General features: G+C 49.5%; 15 protein-coding genes. 4 read left to right on the top strand and 11 right to left on the bottom strand.

Translation table 11 applies throughout. The features are described 5' to 3' along the window. Positions 1–8: 8 nt before the first annotated feature. Positions 9–731 (top strand): DNA adenine methylase, encoded by a 723-nt coding sequence (locus WC184_11840; protein MFA7478557.1) that lies wholly within the window; start codon positions 9–11, stop codon positions 729–731. A gap of 91 nt (positions 732–822) precedes the next feature. Here WC184_11840 and WC184_11835 read toward each other — a convergent pair whose 3' ends face one another. Then, positions 823–1,917, bottom strand: a complete 1,095-nt coding sequence (locus WC184_11835; GenBank protein ID MFA7478556.1) for a DUF4214 domain-containing protein — start codon at positions 1,915–1,917, stop codon at positions 823–825. A gap of 346 nt (positions 1,918–2,263) precedes the next feature. After that, the gene (locus WC184_11830; GenBank protein ID MFA7478555.1) at positions 2,264–4,300 is read right to left on the bottom strand and encodes a DNA topoisomerase IV subunit B; all 2,037 of its coding nucleotides are present in this window, start codon (positions 4,298–4,300) and stop codon (positions 2,264–2,266) included. A 261-nt stretch (positions 4,301–4,561) separates the two neighbouring features. Between WC184_11830 and WC184_11825 the strand changes: the two genes are divergently transcribed. Further along, positions 4,562–4,879 carry a hypothetical protein gene (locus tag WC184_11825; GenBank protein ID MFA7478554.1) on the top strand — a complete coding sequence of 106 codons (318 nt, stop codon included), beginning with the start codon at positions 4,562–4,564 and terminating at the stop codon, positions 4,877–4,879. A 204-nt stretch (positions 4,880–5,083) separates the two neighbouring features. Next, entirely contained in the window at positions 5,084–6,046 is a 963-nt protein-coding gene (locus tag WC184_11820; protein MFA7478553.1) for a 5'-3' exonuclease H3TH domain-containing protein, read from the top strand. Positions 6,047–6,220: 174 nt separating this feature from the next. On the opposite strand, the gene WC184_11815 is transcribed toward WC184_11820, so the two are convergent. The 7 genes from WC184_11815 to WC184_11785 all read right to left on the bottom strand — a co-directional run bounded on the left by WC184_11815 (position 6,221) and on the right by WC184_11785 (position 20,953). Beyond that, positions 6,221–7,930, bottom strand: coding sequence for a hypothetical protein (locus WC184_11815; protein ID MFA7478552.1), 1,710 nt, complete (start codon positions 7,928–7,930; stop codon positions 6,221–6,223). A gap of 179 nt (positions 7,931–8,109) precedes the next feature. Continuing rightward, positions 8,110–9,138: a recombinase RecA gene (gene recA / locus WC184_11810; protein ID MFA7478551.1), complete on the bottom strand. Its 1,029-nt coding sequence runs from the start codon at positions 9,136–9,138 to the stop codon at positions 8,110–8,112. Between the two features lie 378 nt (positions 9,139–9,516). Continuing rightward, positions 9,517–12,525 carry a type I restriction endonuclease gene (locus WC184_11805; protein MFA7478550.1) on the bottom strand — a complete coding sequence of 1,003 codons (3,009 nt, stop codon included), beginning with the start codon at positions 12,523–12,525 and terminating at the stop codon, positions 9,517–9,519. Then, complete coding sequence (locus WC184_11800) at positions 12,522–13,763, bottom strand: restriction endonuclease subunit S (protein MFA7478549.1); 1,242 nt, start codon at positions 13,761–13,763, stop codon at positions 12,522–12,524. Before WC184_11800 ends, WC184_11805 begins: the two co-directional genes overlap by 4 nt. A gap of 5 nt (positions 13,764–13,768) precedes the next feature. After that, positions 13,769–15,901, bottom strand: a complete 2,133-nt coding sequence (locus WC184_11795; GenBank protein MFA7478548.1) for a class I SAM-dependent DNA methyltransferase — start codon at positions 15,899–15,901, stop codon at positions 13,769–13,771. 622 nt (positions 15,902–16,523) lie between these two features. Further along, positions 16,524–19,961, bottom strand: a complete 3,438-nt coding sequence (locus tag WC184_11790) for an adenosylcobalamin-dependent ribonucleoside-diphosphate reductase (GenBank protein ID MFA7478547.1) — start codon at positions 19,959–19,961, stop codon at positions 16,524–16,526. 635 nt (positions 19,962–20,596) lie between these two features. Then, complete coding sequence (locus tag WC184_11785) at positions 20,597–20,953, bottom strand: hypothetical protein (protein MFA7478546.1); 357 nt, start codon at positions 20,951–20,953, stop codon at positions 20,597–20,599. Between the two features lie 46 nt (positions 20,954–20,999). Between WC184_11785 and WC184_11780 the strand changes: the two genes are divergently transcribed. Further along, positions 21,000–21,341, top strand: a complete 342-nt coding sequence (locus WC184_11780; GenBank protein ID MFA7478545.1) for a hypothetical protein — start codon at positions 21,000–21,002, stop codon at positions 21,339–21,341. 404 nt (positions 21,342–21,745) lie between these two features. Here WC184_11780 and WC184_11775 read toward each other — a convergent pair whose 3' ends face one another. Continuing rightward, the gene (locus tag WC184_11775; GenBank protein ID MFA7478544.1) at positions 21,746–23,368 is read right to left on the bottom strand and encodes a hypothetical protein; all 1,623 of its coding nucleotides are present in this window, start codon (positions 23,366–23,368) and stop codon (positions 21,746–21,748) included. 151 nt (positions 23,369–23,519) lie between these two features. Beyond that, on the bottom strand, positions 23,520–23,957 hold a 438-nt coding region (locus tag WC184_11770; protein MFA7478543.1), incomplete at its 5' end, for a hypothetical protein.

The raw sequence follows: 23,957 nt of genomic DNA, 5'->3' as shown, positions 1-23,957 counted from the left end.
CGCCATCAGTGTTTGTTGATTTGTTTGGTGGTGGGGGGTCTGTAGCGTTGTTAGTAGCAGAGCAACGTCTCGCTCAACGTGTATTGTTGGTGGAGAAAGACCCTGAAGTGGCAGCGGTGTGGCACACAATTATTTATGGGGATTTTGAACGGTTTGCTTGTGAGATTGAACGGTTCAAGCTGAGTGTTAACACTGTTGATACGGTGTTAGGTTCAGATCCTGGGGATAGGTTTGGGTTGGCGTTTCGTACGATTATCAAAAACCGGGTTAACTATGGTGGGGTGTTAGCTCCTGGCGCTGGTCGGATTGGTTCGGGTGAGAACGGTAGGGGTTTATCTTCTCGTTGGTATCCCGATACTTTAGCGAAACGGGTTCGTGAGATTGGCAGTTACCGGGATCGGGTCTGTTTTTTAGAAACTGACGCTTTTGAAGTGCTGCCAGCGTTAAACGATGTGGCGGATGTGTTGTTTTTTGTTGATCCTCCGTACAGTGTCGGCGGGAAAAAAGCTGGTAGGCGACTGTACCGGTATCACGAGTTAGACCATGACGAGTTGTTTTTACGTCTCGGTGGTTGCCGGGGAGATTTTTTGATGACATATGACAACAGTGTGGAGGTGAAACAACTTGTGCAACGTCACGGTTTGGTGTGGCGGGAGGTTGTTATGCGTGGTAATCGTAATGTTAGAGACCGTGAGTTGTTGATTGGGCGAAAGTTGGGTTGGGTGGTCTAGGTGTTTAGCTGGTTGGGATCATGAAAAAGGGACAGAAACTTTCAGCTAGTTTCTGTCCCTTTTTGGCCCTTATAATATTATAGGGGTGTGTTTATTTGGTTAGCAGGTTGTGTAGTTCGGCGGAGTTGATGAAGAAAGCAATGACGCTTTGACGACTCATGTTGCCTTGGTTAATAGCTGCTAGCCAGTAGTTGTAGCCTGCCGTGTCTGCTTGACGGGCTAGAACGTTGTTGTATAGGAAGGTGAGTAGTTCCGCTGTGGAGAGTTCTCCCAGGGCAGCACGTCCTTCCATGGAGCTGAGGAACCCTTGGACAGTTTCTTGGGGGGTAAGGTTCTGGTTTTGCCAGTATGCCATACCTGCTTGGTCTCCTACCCTGGAAAATAGTCCTAGGTAGAGCCTGGTCAAGAACCCTGTTGGGGTGTTTTCCGCAGCGGTTTGTGGGGCGCTAACCCATTTTTGTAGGGCTTTTTCGATAGGAGTTGCCTGGGTTTCAGTAGTGTCCTCTTCTACACTATCGTCGTCGCCAGTACCTTCATCGCCGGTACCTTCGTCACCGGTACCTTCGTCACCGGTACCCTCGTCACCGGTACCCTCGTCGCCAGTACCCTCGTCACCGGTACCTTCGTCACCGGTACCTTCGTCACCGGTACCTTCGTCACCGGTACCTTCGTCACCGGTACCTTCATCGCCAGTACCTTCATCGCCAGTACCTTCATCGCCAGTACCTTCATCGCCAGTACCCTCGTCACCGGTACCCTCGTCACCGGTACCCTCGTCACCGGTACCCTCGTCACCGGTACCTTCATCACCGGTACCTTCATCGCCAGTACCCTCATCGCCGGTACCTTCATCGCCAGTACCCTCGTCGCCAGTACCCTCGTCGCCAGTACCCTCGTCGCCAGTACCCTCATCGCCAGTACCCTCATCGCCAGTACCTTCGTCACCGGTACCTTCGTCACCGGTACCTTCGTCGCCAGTACCTTCGTCGCCAGTACCCTCGTCGCCAGTACCCTCGTCGCCGGTACCTTCATCGTCGCAGGGTTCCTCTGGTGGTGATTCCTCGCACTCGATGGGGTCCGGGTCTGGTTCATCAGCGTAGGCTGTTCCCATCGTTGTGATGGGTGCTGCAAAGATCGCAGCGGCGGCGGTTATACCCGCGAGTGTTTTGCGGAGGTTTGGGTTCATATTATCCCTTTTTGTTTGTTGGTTGATACCTGAAGTGCTTTGATACTCCAGGGTGTTGCTGTTGGCGCCAAGGGGCTCGTTAATGGAAAACCGTTAACTAGTTAGGTTTTGGATTAGTAGAGCTGGTTCGTGCCATATTTGTGTGAGGGTTACACCTGCTTTGAGTTGTATCCCCACTAACATTGCAAACAACACAACAACTAGAAGGTACATGCCAGCGTTGCTGGGATGTCCTTTTTCTCGGGATGTCCGAGTTCTTTTTTGTGTAGTTGTCGTTTGCATGTCTAACACATAGGTGCTGGATTCAAAACAACAACTTAGAAGGGGGGTAGAAAGACGGGTTGTTTTAAATATCTAGTTTTTTGTGGTCAAAAAGGTTAGAATTTTCGGAGATGTAGTCTCGTCGGGTTTTGGGGTTGTTGCCCATGAGGTCTTCAAATAGTTGCGCTGTTTTTTCGGCGTCTTTTAAAGTTATGCGGCGTAGCATCCTTGTTGAGGGGTCTAGTGTTGTTTCTGCTAACTGGTCGGCGTTCATCTCTCCAAGGCCTTTGAAACGTTGGACGTTGTCTGAGAGTTTTATGCCTGCGGTTTTCAGTTGTTGTTCTTTTTCTGTGCGGTCTTGGTCTGTGAAACAGTAAATGTTTTCTTTAGTTTTTTGGGTTTGTAGTCTGTATAGGGGTGGTACCGCAGCGTAGATGTGCCCGTGTTCTATTAGGGGTCTTAGATATTTCCAGAACAGTGTTAAAAGAAGGCTACGTATGTGGGATCCGTCTACGTCAGCGTCGCAGAGGATAATGATTTTGTTGTAACGAAGGTCTGCGAGGTTGAAGTTCGTACCTACCCCGGCACCGATTGCGGATATCACAGCGGCACATTCTGCGTTGTCTAGCATGGCTTTTTCGGTGGAGCGTAGAACATTCAAAATTTTGCCTCGTAAGGGTAGGAGGGCTTGGTGTTGCGAGTTTCTGGCTGCTAGCCCGGTTCCCATTGCAGAGTCACCTTCTACTATTAAAAGTTCTGCTTCTGGGGTGCCTACATCCCGGCAGTCTTTTAGTTTGGTGGGCAGACTTGCTGTTTGTAACGCTGTTTTGCGTCGGAGTAGGTCTCGTTTGTTACGAAGGTCTCTTCGGTTTCGAGCCGCTGTAACAATTTTTTGGTAGCTGGTTTTTATTTGCCGCTGGTTTTTTGGTTTTGTGGCCCAGTCGATCAGGAACTGTTCTACTAGAGTTGCTACCAGGTTTGTGATCTGTGGTGTGCCAAGCGTTTCTTTAGTTTGGCCTTCGAACTGTGGTTCTGGGAGCACAACACTAACAGCGGCGTGTAACCCTTCAAAGATGTCGTCTTTGGTTGGGGTTTCTTCCCCTGTTTTCAACAATTTTAGTTGTGTTAAACTTTTCTGGACTCCTCGGGTCACGCCCCGTTCAAAGCCTTGTATGTGGGTACCGCCTTTGGGGGTGGCTACAACGTTCACGAAGCCTTGTATGTTAGGTTCATAGCTGTTGTTCCAAACTAACGCTATGTTTATATGTAACGGTCGTTCTAGCTCAACGGTTTCTGTTTCACCAGTGTCAGGGTCAGTGTGCGGTACTATTTCTTTGAATGTGGTATCACCACTGATCTCTATCGGTTTTGATAGGGTGGTGTTCCCAGCTTGTGTAGCAACCATGTCGATGAGACCACCGGTAGAGACAAACTTGGTTTGTGTTGGTGGGGTTTGACCAGTGTGCCGGTTTTCTAAGATAAGGGTGAGTCCTGGTATCAGATAGCTGGTTTGTTGTAACCGGGACCCGATAGTTTCAGGGTTTATAACAGCCTCAGGGGTGAATAGTTTCGGGTCAGGCCAAAACCGGATAGTAGTCCCTGTTTTTTTGGTTGCCGCTGCTTTTTTGGTGACAGGTTTGGTGGTCGGCACAAACTTGTTGTTTTTGTAGATGCCAGGTTCACCGTGTTTGAAACTGATTTTAGTTTCTTTACCATCTCGGGTAACGGTAACATCTAGCCGTTGTGCTAGAGCGTTGACAACAGCTAAACCTACCCCATGTAACCCCCCAGAGATTCGGTAGCCGGCACCCCCAAATTTTGCGCCAGCATGCAACCTGGTTAACACAAGTACCACCCCGGACAGACCTGTTGTAGGTTCAATATCGACCGGGATACCACGACCCTGATCAGATATTTCAATAGAGTTATCAGCATGTAACGTTACCTGGATTTTGTCCCCAAAACCAGCTAGCGCCTCATCAACAGCGTTATCAACAAGTTCCCACACACAATGGGTTAACCCTTTAGAATCGGTGGAACCAATATACATCCCAGGACGTTTACGAACAGCGTCTAAACCTTCTAAAACCTGTAAATCTTGTGCCGTGTAATCTTCGCCCATCAACTGTTTTCCTGGTATGTAACACACTTGCCTGCAATACCCGCATCATCGGAACAACACCCCACCCCAAACACAACCCCACCGCTACCCCTGCGCGCCCCGAGGTTGTAACCACACAAAAGAAACGCTTCTTTAAGAAGTTGGTCGCATATACCAACCGGTTCTAAAACCAAGACGAGACACACAACCTGAACGTTGTTACCTCCCCACCAGCATCAAAGGTCTCCCCCACTATTAAAAACAAACAAAGGAGACCCTCTTATGGGGATTGAAGATGTGCTACTACAACAACTATTGACGGTAGCGGCCCAAACCGCTGTAGACCTGCAGAGGGGTGATGTTGAATGCGGTGAAGCACTCAATTACCTCGTCTCAGGTCTAAAACGATTGGCGAGCACTGTAGAAGGGGCTATGGTGCTAGTCCAAAACTCCAACCACATTGCTGAGGCCCTGATCGACCTCGGCCCCGTAGTTGGGGGACGTATCGCAACACATGTTGCGGAACATGCGGAGGCGCCTTTGAGCGCCACCGTATTTCGGGACGTTTCTAATATGATGAATATTACAGAAACTGTCTAATGTGTTTGTTGGGAAACTATGTTTCACACGTCAAGGTGTGCCATAGTTTCCCAACTTTTGTTTTACCTCTCTGTAACAACCACACAACAACCCTAAGAGACACACACGACAGGGTTGTGTGGTGTTGTGTAACCAACCGGAGAAACCATTAAACGTCAGGTGTTGGGCTGTGGTTTTTAGATGGCAACAGACACAGTTACAAGTATGGTACGTGACACGATTGATGGGACACAACCAATGCTTCTAGCGGTTGATGGTAACTCTTTAGCCCACCGGGCATACCACGCCTATAAACAACGGATTGGGGAATGGTTTAAATCTGAACAAGGAGACCCGTTGTGGGCTGTCTATGGGTTTTGGGCGTTACTTGTAGGGATTTGTAACAAAGTACAACCCGACCGGATTTTGTTAGGTTTCGACGATCCTGGTTTTAACCGTCGTAAAACCATCCACCCAGACTATAAAGGACAACGACCCCCCAAACCGGCAGATCTTGTTTCACAACTAGAAGCGATCCAACAGTTAGGACGTGACCTTGGATTGCATGTTGTGATGCTGGACGGTTGGGAAGCTGACGATGTGGTTGGTTCAGCAAGCACACAAGCCAAAACACATGGCTGGCGTAGCATTGTCGCTACTTCCGATCGGGACGCCTACCAACTGGTAGATACCAACACCCGGTTACTCCGGTTAGGGTCCGGTTTAGCTAACGCCACGTTCATGGACCCTGACACCATCACAAAAGAAACAGGGGTAACCCCGTCCCGCTATGTCGAATACGCTGCGTTACGAGGAGACGTGTCCGACAACCTGCCAGGAGTAGACGGGATCGGCCCAAAAACCGCTTCGAAAGTAGTAAACCATCTCTCAGTGTTCGACGCTGTGAAACACCCCGAAATAGTATCCGAAATATTAACAGTTAAACAAACAAAACTGTTCAAGAAACAAACCGGACGTGTAGAGCTCAACCTTGACTTGATGCAAATCCACACCAGCCTCGACTGTCAGCTAGAAAACACGTCACCCACTAAAACCGGTAACGAAATAGTTGAAGTGTTTAACCGTTGGGAACTACCCACCCTTGCAAGCCGTGGAGCAGAAACATTCTCCACCACCCAACCTACACACTACCGGAACAACGATTTAGCATACTACGACTCGTTCTAACCACAGACCCCCCAACCAGCAACAACACAACCTGGCCCTGCTCTAAAACAGTGTCATCAAGAACAACACCACAACACCCACACAACCTACCCTATACAGGTACACCCGCACCTGTAGGAGGGGCACCACAGAAACAAGTCGCAGCAGTACCCCCCCTATATGGGTCCTATTATGTTACGGTTCGACCACTTTCACTGGTGTAAGCTGCTCGGCGGTGTTCCCGTTCCCTAACCGACCGTTACTACCATCGCCCCAGCAGTAGGCATCGCCAGTTGCGGTTAGAGCACACGAGTGGCTATTGTCAGCGCTGACAGATCGGAATTTGTGGTTACCAGAGACTTTCACTGGTGTAGTTTGCTGGGTGGTGTTCCCGTTCCCTAACCGACCGTTACTACCAGCACCCCAGCAGTAAGCATCGCCAGTTGCGGTTAGCGCACATGAATGATAATCACCTGCGGCGATTTCCTTAAAACTGTGGTTACCTATCACTTTGGTCGGGCTGATCCGTCGGGTGGTGTTCCCGTTCCCTAGCTGACCATTGTCGTTTTGGCCCCAGCAGTATGTGTCACCATCTGTGGTGAGCGCACAAGAGTGATGGGCGCCAGCACTGATGGACACAAAACTGTGGTTACCTGACACTTTGACTGGTGTGGTCTGGTTGGTGGTGTTTCTGTTCCCTAGCTGACCATTGTCGTTTTGGCCCCAGCAGTATGTGTCACCATCAATGGTGAGCGCACATGAATGATAATTACCTGCGGCGATTTCCTTAAAACTGTGGTTACCTGACACTTTGACTGGTGTGGTCTGTCGGGTGGTGTTCCCGTTCCCTAGCTGACCACTACCATTGAATCCCCAGCAGTAAGCATCGCCAGTTGCGGTTAGCGCACACGAGTGGGAAGCACCTGCGGTGACAGATTGGAATTTGTGGTTACCTGACACTTTCACTGGTGTGGTCTGGTTGGTGATGTTCCCGTTCCCCAACTGACCACTAGTACCGTTGCCCCAGCAGTATGTGTCACCGTCTGTGGTTATCCCACACGAGTGGGTAGTGCCAGCGGCCAGGCCAACAAAGCTGTGGTTGCCCGACACTGTGGTCGGTGTGCTCTTGTTGTTGTTTGTGCTCCCTAACTGGCCGCTACTACCATTGCCCCAGCAGTACGCGTCACCATCTGTGGTGAGCGCACATGAGTGAGCAATGCCTACAGCGATTTGTGCCCAAAACCCCAGATCAGGTTCTGGCTCAGGTTCCGGTTCAGTAGTAGTTGTAGAAGATTCGGGTTCTGTTGTTGCTGGTGGTTCCGGCTCAGTGATGTTGTGACTCTCGATGCTGATACCTGATATTTGTTGGTTGGTTACAGCCTCAGCCGGAGTGTTTTCACCGATACCGTCTAGGTTGGTGACACAGCCGCCTTGTATGGTTCCCGTGTGTGGGGGTGCTGTTACTACACATGCTCCGTCGTCTAACGGCACAACCATCAATAAAGTGTTGAGAGAACGGGAAAAGGTGAGCTCGGAGACCTCAGGCCAAGCATCGACCTCTATAACCGCTATTCCACTATTATCAGCGAAAACTCCAACAACCCCAGCAGCTTGGGCTGGTGGCCAGTCTTCTAACGCGCCCAGCACAGCGTCTAGCCCAGCTTGGGTGTCCCAACGCTCTGCCCCCGATATGGCTAGCAAAGCTTGAGCTTCACGCACCACCGATTTGAGTGCGGCGAGTTCTGCATGTTCACGGGTTTTAACAAACACATGCTGAAACGACACAAACGCTGAAAACACCAGAAGGGCCCCAACAACCAACCCCAATATGATCTCTACAAGAGTTAAACCCCTACTAACATAAACATTGGTCGGGTTGGTGGATTTTGGGGTGGATGGTGACATGGGGGTTTATTGTCCCCCCACCCCTCTCAAATAACTAGGAACCGGCTGGAGGGTCCAGCAGGGGTTTGTTGGGTGATCTCTTTGGCAGCTTCGGTCATGTTTAGGTGTGGGTGGTGTAGCGGCATGTTGGAAAGGAGTAAACAATATGCCGCTACACCAGATTTGTTATGCAACAGGTGTTAGCCGGTTTGGGGTAACTCTATGTCACTCTCAGCCGCTAGAGGGGCTGTGGGTCGTGTTGCTGCTGTGACTTGTGCTGCTATTTCGTTTAACACTGTGGGGTTGTCTTGTAAAAACAGTTTAGCGTTTTCGCGGCCTTGGCCGAGTTGTTCCCCTTGATAGGTGTACCAGGAACCGGCTTTGTTGATGATACCTAAATCTACCCCAACATCAAGCAACGAGCCTTCTTTGCTGATACCTAGACCGTACATGATGTCAAACTCGGCTTGTCTGAACGGTGGCGCTACTTTGTTTTTCACGATTTTGGTTCGGGTACGGTTCCCGACGATCTCTACCCCATCTTTGATGGCTTCTACTCGTCGAATGTCGATACGTACTGACGAATAAAATTTGAGTGCCCGGCCGCCAGGCGTTGTTTCTGGGTTGCCGAACATGACCCCAATTTTTTCGCGTAACTGGTTGATAAAGATACAGACGGTTTGGGTTTTGTTGAGGTTAGCGGTGAGTTTGCGTAACGCTTGGGACATTAGCCGGGCTTGTAGCCCGACATGGGATTGCCCCATTTCGCCTTCGATTTCTACTTTCGGGGTGAGCGCTGCGACCGAGTCGACTACTACAACGTCTATAGCGCCGGAACGTACCAGCATGTCCGCTATTTCTAGGGCTTGTTCCCCAGAGTCGGGTTGTGAGATTAACAACTCGTCGATATCTACCCCGATTTTAGCGGCGTATACGGGGTCCATAGCGTGCTCTGCGTCAATGTAGGCACATACCCCGCCTAGTTTTTGGGCTTCGGCAACAACATGCATAGCTAACGTTGATTTTCCAGAGGATTCTGGACCGAAAATTTCGGTTACCCGTCCACGTGGCAACCCGCCTACACCTAAGGCTATGTCTAGCGCTATTGACCCGGTGGGAACAGATTCGATGTGCATCGATGTTTTGTCTCCCATTTTCATTACGGCACCTTTGCCGTGTTGTTTTTCGATTTGGGTCATCGCTGCAGCTAATGCTTTTTCTTTATCCATCAAACCTGCTTTGGTAGAAACAACTATCACACCTTGGATAGCTGCACGTCATGTGTATGGGCGGGGTGAAAGACCGGTTTAGTTACACACAGTCTTTCTTTGATACAGCTCTATAGTGCCCAATGTTTGAGAAGCGCCACACGTTGGAACAAAAATGTTGAGAGGCTGCCCACCACCCACATCTGGTAGACAACAACAGCTAGTTATCCGGGTTGGTGTTCTGTACCAAAACTACTGTAACAACCTGTCCCGTGTGTTAGTTGTTGCCTTCCCACAACTCTAGAGTTTGATGTGGGAAGTACCTGTTTCTGACACTAATGCTGGTTCATTTGGTGTCTGGGCTGGTTTGGGGTTTTGTGTTTGTTGAGCCGGTAAGTCCTAGTTTTTGTTGGTTAACGTTTCATAGACGTCTTTGCCGTAAGAACTTTCCAGGTCTTTCGCGAATGTTTCTTCATCTAGGATCGCTTTAAAAATATCGGCGTTGGTGTCCATCCGTGTGAGGACTATGTTCATAAATTTTTTGGTGAAAACAACCATGAAACTTTCGAAGCTGTTTGCTTTAGCAGCGGCTTGTATCTCAGGGTCGTTTTCCCAGTCTCTTTTGAACTGTTCAAAAAGGAGCACATCTGTTAGGGACAGGTTCATCCCGAACTTTTCGTTCAAACGGTTTATGATCACGGAAAGACGGTCTAGTTCGGGGTCGGTGGTGCTGGTCGCCCCGTTTCCTGGGTAAACGATCAGAGGGTCAACTTCATCGTTGTTGGTGATGAGTGACACATCAAAATCGCCTTGTTTTTCGATACGGAGATGGGTTAGTTCTACTTCGGATCCGAGGTCTAACGCTCCGTCCCCGTCGGGGCGGGGCAGGTTTGTTACGAACGATTTTATAAAAACGTAAAGCTTTTCTAGGTCTTGGTCGGTCCAGGTAGCTATCTGGGTGAGGAACCCGTAGGCCCGGATAAACGTGTCAGCGTCGGAGCGGAACTGTTCTTGGCTGGTTTTGTTGAGTGCTACGAACCGGGTGAGTGGTGTTTCTAACGCTTTGTAGAGAGCAGCATTGGTTTTGTGTTCATTTACCGCTGTTTGGTAAAACACGTCCCAGTAGTGGTCTACTTCTGTGTTGTTGAACACCTGGTGGGAATACAAGTCGTTTTGGTAGGTGTAAAGGGTGTTAGCATCAACAGGTTCTACAATGGTGGTATCGAACCAGGGGCGGAACGAATCCGCGATGGAGGTGGCGGTGTTACGAAAATCTAGTACGAACGGGGTTGGTTTGCCGGGGTGGATCCGGTTTAGCCGGGCCAGGGTTTGTACAGCGTTAACACCTTCTAGTTTTTTATCGACATACATAGCAAGTAGCAGTGGCACATCAAACCCGGTCTGATATTTTTCTGCGACGATCATTACTTGATAGTCGTTGGGGTTAAAAGGCAGGTCGCCTTTGAACCGGGCAGCGGTTTCTGATTCTGGATGTTTGTTCATCGCAGCTTCAGTGAAACTGTTGGATGGGTCGTCAGGGTCTACCACAACCCCTGAGAAGGCTACTAGTGCTTTAGTGTCGGATATGTGATGGTCAGACAGGTACCGGTCGATTGCTTGTTTCATGCGCACAGCATGTAAACGTGATGAGGTCACTACCATTGCTTTGGCGTGGCCACCGATTTCGTTGCGTACATGTTGACGGTAATGGTCAACGATTACTTTGGCACGCATCCCCAGGTTGTGGGGGTGGAGTTGGATTGTTTTACCTATAGCGCTGGACGCTTTGTGTTTTTCAACTTCAGGGTCGTTATCACTGGTTTGTTTCACCCGCCAATACACCTCGAATGTTGTGTATTGTTTTAACACGTCAAGAATGAAACCTTCTTCTATTGCTTGACGCATCGGATAGGTGTGAAACGGCTGGGGTTTACCGTCCGAGCCGGGGGTACCGAACAGGGCCACAGTTTTAGCTTTGGGTGTAGCTGTGAAAGCAAAAAACGACAGGTTTTTTTGGTTGCCCCGAGCTGCTAAAACTTCAACAAGTTTATCTTCACCCGACAGGGGTTCCCCAGCTTCTTGTTTTTCGGCTTGTGTTAAACGGGCTTCTTCCGATTTTTTACCTAACACACTTTTCAAATCGGACGCAGCGGCACCGGTTTGTGAGGAGTGTGCCTCATCAACAATCACCGCATAGTTTTTTTGGCCTACCCCAAGGTGTTTATCTACAAACGAAAACGTTTGTAAAGTACAAATAATGATTCGGGCCGTGGTTGTTGCTAACGCTTCTGAAAGTTTTTTTGATTTCGACGATGTAGCATCATCGATCCTGCGAACTACTCCAGGGGTATGATCAAACTGGGCAACCGTTTTTGACAGCTGGTCATCTAACACCCGCCGGTCGGTGATCACAATCACTTTTTCAAACACCGGGTTGTCGAGCTCGTCGTGTAACACCGATAAACGGTGAGCGGTCCAAGCGATCGTGTTTGATTTCCCTGAACCAGCAGAATGTTGAAACAAATATTTGTGGCCCACGCCATGTGTATAAGCATGGGTTTCAGCGGCCCGTACAGCGTCCCATTGGTGGTAACGGGGAAATATTATGGTGCCGGTTGGTTTCCCGTCATCACCGATTTCGGTGTGTATAAACCGGTGGATAAGGTCTAAGAACGCGTGTCGTTCCCAAACCTGTTCCCACAAATAGGAGCTTCGGTGACCTGTTGTGGATGGCGGGTTGCCTTTGTGCCCGTCATAGCCTTGGTTGAATGGTAAAAATGTTGTTTCACGGCCTTTGAGACGTGTTGTCATAAACACTAGATGCGGGTCAACAGCGAAGTGGGCTACCGCTCGTTTCGAGAGAAACAAGTTTTTAGGGTCACGGTTTTCCCGGTATTGTTGTTTAGCATCTTCAACACTTTGACCGGTCAACAGGTTTTTCAGTTCAACAGTTACTACTGGTAACCCGTTTACCCATAGCACCACATCTAACGTGTTTTTCTGGTCTGATGTGTAGCGTTGCTGGCGGGTTACAACCAACCGGTTTGCTTGATACAGGTCAGTTAATACCGGGTTTTTTGTGGAGGATGGTTTCGGGTAACACAACACGAACCGTTGCCCCCAACCTTGGATACCTTTACGTAACACATCTATAGTGCCACGCCTGTCAATTTCGGATGTGAGTCGTTTAATAAACTCGGACCCTGTTTTTTGGGGGTCGCTACCAAAGTTGGTTGTTAGTTGGTTCCAAGCGTCGGGTTGGGTGGTTTCTATAAAATCGAGTAGTTCGTTGGTATCTAAACCGGTTTTCAGGTCGATGTTGGAAGCTGCCCCAAGTTTCCAGCCGTGGTTAACTAGCCCTGAAACAACGTCGTCTTCGAAATGGATTTCTTTAGATTTTACGGTCATGTGATCTCCAACTCGCCCGTCACCGCTGCTGTGATCAACGCCTGTCGATGTTCTCGTAACAGACCGATCTGACGTCGCATCTTTTGAACTATTTCACTTATGCGGGCAGTTTCGGTGTCAAGAAAATCTACAATTGCTTGCTGCTCGTGACGTGGGGGGAGCGGAACTCGCTGGTCGAGAAGATCAACCGAACTGAGATGTTTGACGGTTGTAGCGTAAGTCAATAGGTTGATGTGTCTAAGGGGCAGATCAATCATGTACATTAGGTAGCGTTGATCCAATTCACCAACGGCACGAAGTCTACATAAGCGCTGGTTCAGTGCTGCGGGTGGCCCCTTCCAGACTGCTGAATTAAAATCACCGTCCATCCCGACAAGCAGGTCACCCCTTTCAACGAGGACCTCCTGCGGCACGGGCCCGTCATACTTCGTCTCTGTATCTGCTTTACCAAGATCTCGAATCCGAATTAATGGGACTCCAGTGTCACCAAAGCGTCCAGAGTCGAACGCCCATCCGTTTGTAAGTTTTACAAGATCTTTCAACCGGGCAGTTGCCCAACCATTCGGGGGTTGCCCTCGCCACCAGCCCCGATCAAATGCGCACCCACCTCTAGTAGAAAAGTTCATGTTTAGGTTACGAGTTGCAGAACCTCGGTAGTTGGTCTCTCCTAAAACTGTGCCGGTAATTAGAACTTGTTGCCGCTCTTCAAGCAGTTCGATTAGCTGCTGTTTCGTGCTTATGAGTTTGTCAATACGTCCTGTTTCTACGTCCAAATAATCCGCTACCAGGCGTTGCTCTGCTAATGGTTTCTGCTGAATGGGGACTTGTTTCAGGTCCTCCCAACTAATGTCGAACTGGGACGGAGGCATAAATTTCGAAATTCGTGTTAGCTCCGCTAGATACGGTGTGCTTCTGAATAGATAATGTAAATAGCGGGGTTCAAACGAAGATGCACACTGGCATACAAAATATGCTGGGCTGACAATCCCGTGGTATTTACTGAAACCAAAACCGCCTTGCCAAGTCCGCAGCTTATTAAAAACAATGTCGCCTGGTTCTACCACCAGATATTTGGACAGGTCAGAACCTAAGCGATTGTGATTGTCATCGCGGCTTGCTCTAGGAACTACGCCTACATCTAAGAAGACACTCAACGGTTCAAGATCAGGTTGGTTTGTAACCCGTCTACGCTTCACAACACGACCGAATGGTAAAGTGTCTCCTAAATCACTAAGCACACTAGTCACCTGGTAACCTCACCAAGCAACTCCTGGATCTCAGTTTCTAGTTGTTTGATCTCTGCGTCTATCTCAGCCAAAGGTCGGGGTGGTGTGTAAGTGTAGAAATGACGTGTTAACGGGATTTCGTAACCGACACGTGTTTTGGTGTGATCAACCCAAGCGTCAGGCACATAAGGTAACACCTCGGTCACCATATAGTTTTCGATTGTGGTGCGGTACTCAACACTTTCCAACCGGTCACTAACATCGTTATCGTAGGTGACGGACATGGCTGGTAGCGGCACGTTTTCGTTGTCGGACAGATCTGAGTCTGGTTCCGGGTTACCGTGACGGTCTAACACAACCGGGGCGTCAGGGTTACGGATACCGAAATAACTAATAGTTCGTTTCCCTATCGCAGGGGTGCATTCAAAGGCTGTAGCAAAAGCGTTACGTCCTGCTGGTGGTTCCCCGTCGGTGTATTCCCAACCGAGCCCCTTCCAAGCTTTGATCGTTTCCGCCGCGAAAGCATCTTCAAAGCTATCTGGGGTATCGAACACTTTCCCGGTAAGGGCTGTAGTGATTTGTGTGAAAGCTGCTGCAGCGTCTTCTGGTTCCACCTCAGCTATTTTGGTGATGAGCTGTTCATAGGTTTTGGTTGTTTTAAACTCATCAGCAGTTTCAGTCGTGACACCCCAGCTGAGCCGGAGAGGTCGTTCAACGTTGATCCGTAAAAACCCGAACGATTCGTTAGGCAAGATTTTTACTTTTACACCGTCGGTGTTGTCGGTGTCTGTGAACGACCCGTAGGTTTCTACGATTTCTTTGATTTGTTCTGGACTGATTTCTTTACGTTTCTCACCGAGGCTTTTCCGCATTTTCACGAAACTGTTGCGAGCGTCGACTAGCTGTATCAGTCCTTTTCGTTCCGGGTTTTTTCGGTTGGTAACAATCCAAAAATAGGTGGAGATACCAGTGTTGTAAAACAACTGGTCAGGTAAAGCCACAACTGCTTCCAACCAATCGTTTTCGATGATCCATCGACGAATCTCAGATTCACCGGACCCCGCGCCGCCAGTAAAAAGGGGGGAACCGTTGAACACGATAGCTACCCGTGATCCTCCCTCTTCGGGGGTTTTCATTTTGGAAATCATGTGCTGTAAAAACAGTAGACTTCCGTCGTTGATACGGGGCAGCCCAGCCCCGAAACGTCCTTGGAACCCTAGTTGTGATGCTTCGTCTTTAACTATTTTTTCGATCTGGCGCCACGCCACCCCAAAAGGGGGATTTGCGATCAGATAGTCGAAGGTACGTCCTGGAAAACCGTCTTGGGAAAACGAGTTTCCGTTCACAATATTTTCCGAGTTGTGACCTTTTAACATCATGTCGGAACGGCAAATAGCGTACGACTCGTCGTTAAGTTCTTGACCAAATACTTCTAGGTGGGCGTACGGGTTTAACGCTTTTAGATGGTCTTGCGCTGTGGCGAGCATCCCACCGGTCCCACATGCCGGGTCAAAAATGGTTTTCACAATACCTGGTTCGCTGAGAACTTTGTCGTCTTCAGCTAGTAACAAATCAACCATGAGACGAATAACTTCTCGGGGTGTGAAATGTTCTCCAGCGGTTTCATTAGACTGTTCAGAGAACCTTCGGATCAACTCCTCGTAGATGTAACCCATCTCATGGTTATCAACACTATCGGGATGTAAATCTAGATCAGCGAACTTTGCAACAACCTGGTACAACAAGTTGGCCTGGTCGAGACGTTTAATTGTGTCATCGAAACGGAACTTGTCGATCACATCCCTAGCAGAAGGTGAATAGCCACCAATGTAGGAACGAAGGTTCGCAGCAAGGTTCCCCGGATCGTTTGTAAGAGTTTCAAAACTAAACAGGGACGTGTTGTAAAACTCGTAGCCGGCGGTTGCTTTCAACGCTGCGTCAGGGTTGTCGATACGTTCCGCTAGTTTTTTGGCGCGTTCCAGAACCGCTGGTTTTGTGGGTTCTAAAACACAGTCAAGTCTGCGAAGCACAACCAATGGCTGTATTACTTTGCCATACTCAGACTGTTTAAAAGTACCTCGTAGCAGGTCTGCTACCGCCCAAATAAAGTTGACTTTGTCGCTAAACGATCCGGTGGTTGTTAATGTCATAGTTCTCTTGCATCTTAGTCGGTAACAATACTTTTACAGCCTGTTTTCAATAACAGACAAGCTAAACCTGTGTCCTTGCGTCCCATGGTGCCCGATTCTGTGATTTCACCACACACCCCAACCTGGACAACCAGCCCCCTCTACAGGCCCCGCCACAACCCCAAACTGTGTTGTGACCCAACCAACCTGTCACCACACCCCCAAGTTATCTACCCGCTTCCACCGGTCCGTGTCCAAGGCGGTGGTAACAACCGTTCTATCGTTACATGTACAAGGTGGTGTGTTGTGGTCTCAACGGTTATGAACCACAAGTACAGCGACAACCCCAACCGTAGGCATCCCCACCGTCTATAAGACGTCATTTGTTGTGGGGTAGGCACAGGTAACATCTTTTGTGACAGACCCACACCTGGTTGGTGAGTTTGAATGGTTGATGCACGCCAACATTGTGTAGCGCATTGGTGCCCCACATGAAGAGTCACTGTAGTAAGACTGCGTGATGTCGTGTTGGATGCTTTCCAGATTTCTCCAAAACGGAGAAAGGCCCCGCTGCAGCAGCGGGGCCGTTCCTTGTGATTACTAGCTTGCAGACTTGGGGTCTACACCCTTACATGCCCCGGATTTAACTGCAGCCGGTGACTTCTCCGCATGCCAAGCACCTTTCGCAGGTACCGTTTTTAACCATATGTGACGAAGAACAATTCGGACATAAACTACCTGTATAAGGTGATGATGTTTGCCCCAAATCAACCACAGCTACCACAGTGCCATCTGGTTGGTTGTCTGCCAGTGGGGATGTTGGGTTGGGGGTTGTAGCTGCCGGTATTGGAAGGTTTTCCCTCTCGGGTAGTTGTACCAGGTCGTCACGGTCTAGATACCACCAACCTAACAGTCTAAAAATAGCGTCTGGTATAGACGACGCCATTTTAAGGTTTGGGTGGATAACGATCCCGTTGGGAGCAAAGTTATGGCCCGTAAATTTATCTACGAAATGTTCAAGGGGTACGCCTCGTTGCAGCCCAAGGCTAATAGCAATAGAAAACGCTGAGAACGCTCCTCGCATTGTTGAACCGTCTTTAGCTACGCTCAACCAGATTTCACCTAAAGTACCGTCGTCGTACTCCCCGGTGGTGAGATAGCAGTCCATGTTTCCAATTTCGAAAGAAAATGTGCGTGCGGCACGGTTCTTTGGCAGTCGGAACCTTGGCGGGACTTTCCCGTTGTAAAACGCTGTGGGGCTAACACCAGGTTTTGTTTCCACATCACTATCCACAATTTTAGCGGGGTTAGTGTTTTGGTGTGGGGTTTCAACCTGGTTGGTTTCTAGGTGTGTTTCGTTTTCGGTTTCCGAGTCGTTGGTGGCGCTACTTGTTAGAGGTTGGGAACCTTTAGACCCGTCTCTATAAACAGCTACACATTTCACACCTTTTTCGTAGGCAAGGTTGTGGGCTTCTAAAATATCTTCGGGGGTTGCGTGGTTTGGAAGGTTGATAGTTTTAGAGATACCTCCCGACACATGGGGTTGTATAGCACCTAAGGCTTCAACATGTCCCCTCCATGGGATATGTCTGGTTCCTGTGCCGCACTGGTTTGCAGTGTCAAACACACCAAGGTCGCTGGTTTTAAGATCGGGGGCGCCTTCTACAGTTTCCCGGCCGCAGATTGTTTGGGAGGAAACCACAATGTCTTGTGGGGTGAACCCTAGTTTTTGTAACAAAACTGTGGGGTGGGTGACGTTAGGGTCAAGACCGTTGCGTAGATACAACTCATCGCCAGTGACATGCGGGACGAACGCTGCTGCAAGATCAACAGAAGTTGGAATAGCAGCCTCAATTTGTTGCAGCTCTTCTAAGCTAACCCCCGCCCCGGCTAACGAACCCTGGTTGATCGGGGTGCTAGAAACTAAGGTTTGTGTGCCAAGCGCATAGGTCACGATCCGTTCAACCGTGTTTTCGTCGTAACCTAGTGAACGTAACGCTACAGGCACAGACTGGTTAACGATTTTCATGGTGCCACCACCAGCCAACGCTTTCCATTTCACTAACGCAAAATCTGGTTCCGGGCCAGTAGTGTCACAACCCATCAAAAGCCCGATCGTTCCTGTTGGGGCGATCACAGTTACCTGCATATTTCGAGCGCCGTGAGTTTCGACGAGATCGACCATCATATTAGATGTGTGGATAACTTGTTCTGAAAGGTTACCGAACTGTGTAGTTTTAAGCAGGTTATGGTCGATGCTTTGTGGGATAACTTCTAAACCTTCATAATCCCCTGACACTTCGATGTTTAGTTCGCTGCCATGCGCAGCGCGGCGATGGTTGCGCAGCACTTTCAACATGGCTTCTTTGTTACGTGGATACGCATCACAGGGGCCCACCACAGCTGCTAGCGCTGCGGAGGTCGCATAGGCTGTTGAAGTCATCAACGACGTCACCGCACCCATAATGGACCGTGCTTCAGGAGAGTCATAAGACCAACCGGCACGCATAATTAGTGCCCCAAGGTTAGCGAAACCTAAACCTAAAGTTCTGTGTTCCCAACTGTTTTTCGCTACCAAAGCTGTTGGGTAATGTGACATTGCCACAGTTATTTCCAGTGTTACAGTCCAAAGCCTTACAGCGTGCATGAACTGTTCAACGTTGAATGTTTGGTTTTCGAAGGTGTCCCCAACAAAAAACTTGGCCAGGTTCAAACTAGCAAGGTTACAAGCAGTGTCGTCAATGTGGAGATATTCAGAACAAGGGTTCGATCCGCGGATCGGTCCGTCGTTTGGGGTTGTAGCCCAATCGTTAATAATCCCATCGAACTGTATCCCAGGATCTGCAGCGAACCAAGCGGCCTGCGCTATTGTTTCCCACAACTCGGAGGCGTCTATCTGATCAACGATAGAACCGTCCCGTCTTGACACTAAACCCAACTTTTCGTTGTTTTTAACTTTGTCTAGGAACCCTCGTGGGATACGTACCGAATGATTAGCGTTTTGGAACGACACAATGTCGTACGCCCCGCCAGGAGTGTCATAATGTGAATCATATCCGGCAGCGATCAACGTTTGCGCTGTTTTTTCTTCTACAACTTTAGAGTTAACAAACTCTAAAATGTCAGGGTGGTCAGCGTCCAAAATCACCATTTTTGCTGCACGGCGTGTTGTTCCCCCAGATTTGATCGCCCCCGCGGAACGGTCCGCAGCTCTAGCGAAACTCATAACACCTGAGGAGAAACCACCACCGGTTAAAGGCGACCCTTTTTCACGGATTTGTGACAGGTTAGACCCAGACCCTGACCCGCCTTTAAACAGGCGAGCCTCGTTGGTGATGAACTCCATGATACCACCATCACCTACCAGGTTGTCAGCCACTCCTTGGATGTAACACGCTGACGCCGCTGAACGAGCATATTTGTGTGCTGAAAGTTCAGTGACCCCTGTTTCAGGATTAAAAAACTGGTTGCCTTCACTATCTTCCACAATACCGTACGCTTCAAAAAGGCCGGTGTTGAAAAACTGGGGGCTGTTCGGAGCGCCTATTTGACGCACCAACATGTACACCATTTCATCCCGATAAATCTCGGCGTCTGTGTCACTAGCAAAATAGTTGTTGTTTTTACCCCACAACATCCAAGCGTTTGCTAAACGTTCCACAACTTGTTTAACTGACGTTTCAGGCCCTGTAACAATGTTACCGTCATCCCCTATGACAGGTGTTCCGGTGTTGTCTAGAACAGGTACACCTGTTTTACGGCAATATTTAGACGCTAAAACATCAACAGCACCTTGATCCCATTCTGTAGGTACTTCGACTTCAAGTTCAAATTTTGTTTCACCGGTTTTAAAATCCTGGATTTTAGCTAACCGTTTCTCAAAAACAAGACCATCATACGGTGAGCCGGTATCAGTGGTGTATAGCCGCCACATCTCTAACCCTTTACGACCACCAGGAACACTCTTGGTGTTACTAAAAGACGCCGGGTTTGGTGGGGTTGGTTCTCCAGAGATGTTAGAAGCAGTGGTCTTGGTACTGCCAGAGGTGTGGGTAGGGGCGGGGGAAGAAATGCTTGACATGTGATTCATCAGTCCTAAACGTGTTGCGATAAGTGTTGGCGGTTTCTGTTTTGCCTGCCCAGACCATCTGAAACCATGCCAATGTGGTTAGGTGGTGTTATTGTGACCAACTCTTTTGGTGGCGCATTCAGCTGTGTGGGTCCGAAACAAGGTTTGTGTTGTGAACGCAGAAACACCCACCCGAACCATGTCGGGTGGGTGTAAGTTTTTCTCACCAACCAATGCCTGGGTTGGTGGTATGTTCATGAAATAGGGAGAATATTTCACGAACGGTTTAACGTTCCTCACAACAAACTTCTGCGTTGTTTGTTGCACAAGAACGTTTATCGAAGGGAAGCACCTTAAAAAGTATCTCAACCAACAACCCGCCCGAAGACAGGTTGTCAGGAAACTGCTGTTAAAAGGCGCTGGTCTTACCAACCCTGTTCACACCATAAACGGTACGAAACTGGTTTGATAAGTCCCTGCTACCTACTATCAAGACGGAGAAACCTGATAATGGGTAGCCTAACAAAATTGTTTGTCACAACCATGAGGCTGTATCAATAACAGACACTTTAGAGGCCTAGGTGACGAACACAACCACGTAAACACAAAGAAACAGGCCAACAACAAACGTTGCTGGCCTGTTAACACTATTTGAAAACTTTTGCTTTCACAGAAGTTTTCTTCTCGACGCTTTTAGCGTCGATCACGTTTTGGTGGATCTGTTCCACCAAAACAATGGTACTGCGATCCCCTACTGGTAAAGCACCAATAGGGGTGGCCGCTGCTGCTGCGGTTTTGTTACCCTTGCGGGTCTTGAAAGCAGCTAGCGCTGCGATCAAACCACCCACAAAGGGCAACGATGCCGCTAACGACGGCATCGCCGCACCACCTGCAGCAGGTGCTGCAGCTGCGGGTGTGGCTGCAGGGGTTTCAACCGCTGCCTGTGAAGTCACAGGCGCAGCTGTTTCCGCAGCCGGTGTAGCTGCTGCAGGGGTTTCTCCCACCACAGAGTTTGTGGAGCTGCCCGTTTGAGCAACACCCGTCTCTGCAGTGGTGGTCGCAGGGGCCGGATCTGCTGCGGCGTCTTCCACGCCCGCAGCTACCGGTATCCCCTCCGAAACCCCTGTACTGCTGCTACTACTATTGTTAGTAGTAGCAGCTTCCCCGGTTGAGCTCGGGGTTGAGCTGCCTTCCGGGGCGGGGGCCGGTGACGGCCCCGAATTTTCAGGCCCACCAACACCCGCCGGATTTTCCGGCACCACAGGAGCCGCTGGGGGCTCCGGGGCAGGCGGCACCGTAGTGGGTGGCACCGTAGTGGGCGGTACCGTTGGTGGAACCGTGGCCGGGGGTGCCGTTGGTGTGGTTGGTGTGGTTGGTGTGGTTGGGAGCTGAGGTGTTGGGGCGTCAGGCCCCCCCACCGCTGCCCCCGCAACCTGCGGGGTAACAACCATCAATAAGATGGCTGTTGCAACTACAAAAAAACTGCTGACTACTTTGCGCATAGCAGTCTCTCCTTTCCCTCGTATGAGGGGCTCTCGTTTGTTTTATGCTCTTACCGAAGTTGGTAAGAGTATTTTTTACCTAGGTGAGAGTTACTGTTAACGCCAGTGGTACAACCCCAAACCCCAACCTTGGGAGGCTTTCTAAAGCCTTGTTTGTAAACAACCTTGGTCTGTTATGAACAGCCGCTGTGTTCAACACTCAAGCACCCTAGCTATGGTTGGGTTTTCTAAACGTTCCTGTTGTGGGATGTGTAACAAACACTGATCGCCCAACACCTGTTTCGGGTGGCTGGGTTAATCGATCTGGAGGTATACGTTACCTCGTTTTATAAGGTTTCCTAAGGCGGGTTGTGTCTGTAGGATATCTGTTTTGTCGTGCAAAATAGTTGCTTCCCAGCTGTTCGGACCGGTTTGTTTAGGGCCGTACACGGTACCGCAGAGTTCGGAAAGGTTGGGGCGGGTTTTGCGTTGAAAATGGAGCACTGTTTTTTGTTTGAAGGGTGGTAACCCAGCGGTTTTGGCTTCTTCCCAGATTGTTTTCGCTGCTGCTAAAGGGTCTCTGGCGATAAAGTGTTGCAACAGGTTATGTTCGGGTTGTGTTGTGACAAACACTAGTGTCCCACCAGGTTGGGTTTTTTGGGCTGCTAGATTGTATAGCCCTGCTAAATCTGTGGCTGGTGTTAGTGTGGCGCGATACAGGTAAGGGTCAATGTCTAGGAGAACTGTTAAGCTGGCAGGGTTTCGGAGACGGCCCAGCCCTGCCCGGTCTATAACCCGTGTTTTAGCAGGGAAACATTTCGATATCGTTTCGGGGGTGATTCCAAACCTTTTCTGGTTTTTCTGGCCACAGGTTGCACACTGTTTGTTGGGTTCTACAGCTGGGGTGTAACAGTGGGTACAGCGCAACACTGTTTGATGGTGGGGGGTTACTACAACAGGACGGTCACCTTTAGTGAGCGCTGTTGCGACTAGTGATTGTACAACGGTAGGGACTGTTTTTGTTTCGGGGGGTTCATTGTTCCGATCAACAATTTTGGTGTGTGGCCATCGAGAACGTGGAGCGACACGAACTACTTTTAACCCTGGCAACATTCCGGCTGCGGTAACATTAGAGGTCACCGTGACCATAGTTGCCTTGTTGGTTTTGGTGCGAGCCGCGGCTATTTGACGGCTGTGTGTCAACGGGTTTCGTTGTTCTCGGTGACCAACATGGCTGTCATCAACAAGAACGATGCCAGCTAACATTGGGGGTGACCACCACCCTGCCGCTCTCGTACCAGCAACTATAGGCAAGGTCCCGTTAGTGAAATGTTCCCACACCCCTGGGGTGGTATGGTTCGCTATAACCCCACCACTAGCACCAACTAACGCTTCTACCCAGGTTTTGGTTGGGCACAAAACAAGAACGGAACCGGGCCTGGTCTGGCACCCAGCGACAGGCGCTCCGGTCGCTAAACGAGAAACTACCCACAAAACTGTTTCGGTGAGCAACTCTAAGTTAGGTGGGCAGATCAGGTACCGTCCGAGTTTCCCCCCGGTGGGGTTGGTAACGTTATCTGGTTGGGGTAGCCGTACCGACTTGGGTGGGGTGGGTGACAATACTGTGGGTGTGAGGGGCCGGTTGGTGGGCCCTACACGTCTCCACAACAACAGGGGATCAACCATGTGTTGGTGGGCTATGTCCGCTAAAGCTGTAACGTCGAAACCGTTGAACCTGTTACCTAGTTTCTGTGCAACATGACGGGTTGCTTTGTCTAGAGATCCTTCCCCAACAACTAAACCACGGGCTTCTCGGGACCCATAAGGAACAACTACCTCATCCCCAACATGTAACGGATCGTCTCCCGCGAAATAGGACAACGATCGAAACGTTTTAGGGATATCTACTAGCACATCAACTACTGACAAACCACCCATGGATCACAGATTGTTTAGCATCCCACAAAATCTGCACACCACAACCCCCCGCCAACCCTGACAGGTACCCCTGCTTTCAATAACCTAAAGAAAGGTGCTGTTAAACCCTAAAAAGGCCCCCGGTTTAACTAACAACAACTACTGGTGTGTTTTAGGTTGTGGTTTGTACGGGGGACACTACTGTCAAAATCGGGAACCGGTTGTTTGACGAAAACGCTACCGGCTGGAGTTGGCCCACATACCCTAGGGTTACAGTGTCGCTTTGATGCGCAACAAGTGCTTCGTTCAGTCGTTTAGGTGCTAACGCCACCATCAAATCGTTGTAAGGTTGTGAAAGTTCAATATGTTCCGACCCGGACCCGTGATCAGGGGAAGTTGCTGAAACGCTCAGACGGTTACCTTCAACGTTTAAAACTACTGCCCGTTCTGCAGCGATAGACGCTAAACGACCTAACGCTTCACGGGTTTGGGTGACTGGAATGTCTACCTTTAGTGGGAACTCTGCTGTAAGGATTGTTTCCACATTCGGGTATGGTGTTGCTAAAAGCCTGGTGGATATTATGATACTTTCACCAATAAACCGTAACGT

It is taken from the genome of Acidimicrobiia bacterium (genome assembly GCA_041676705.1).
In the GTDB taxonomy this organism is placed as follows: domain Bacteria; phylum Actinomycetota; class Acidimicrobiia; order Acidimicrobiales; family SKKL01; genus Actinomarinicola.
Note: the sequence above shows the minus strand (reverse complement) of the source record. Positions and strands in the feature narration are given on the sequence as shown.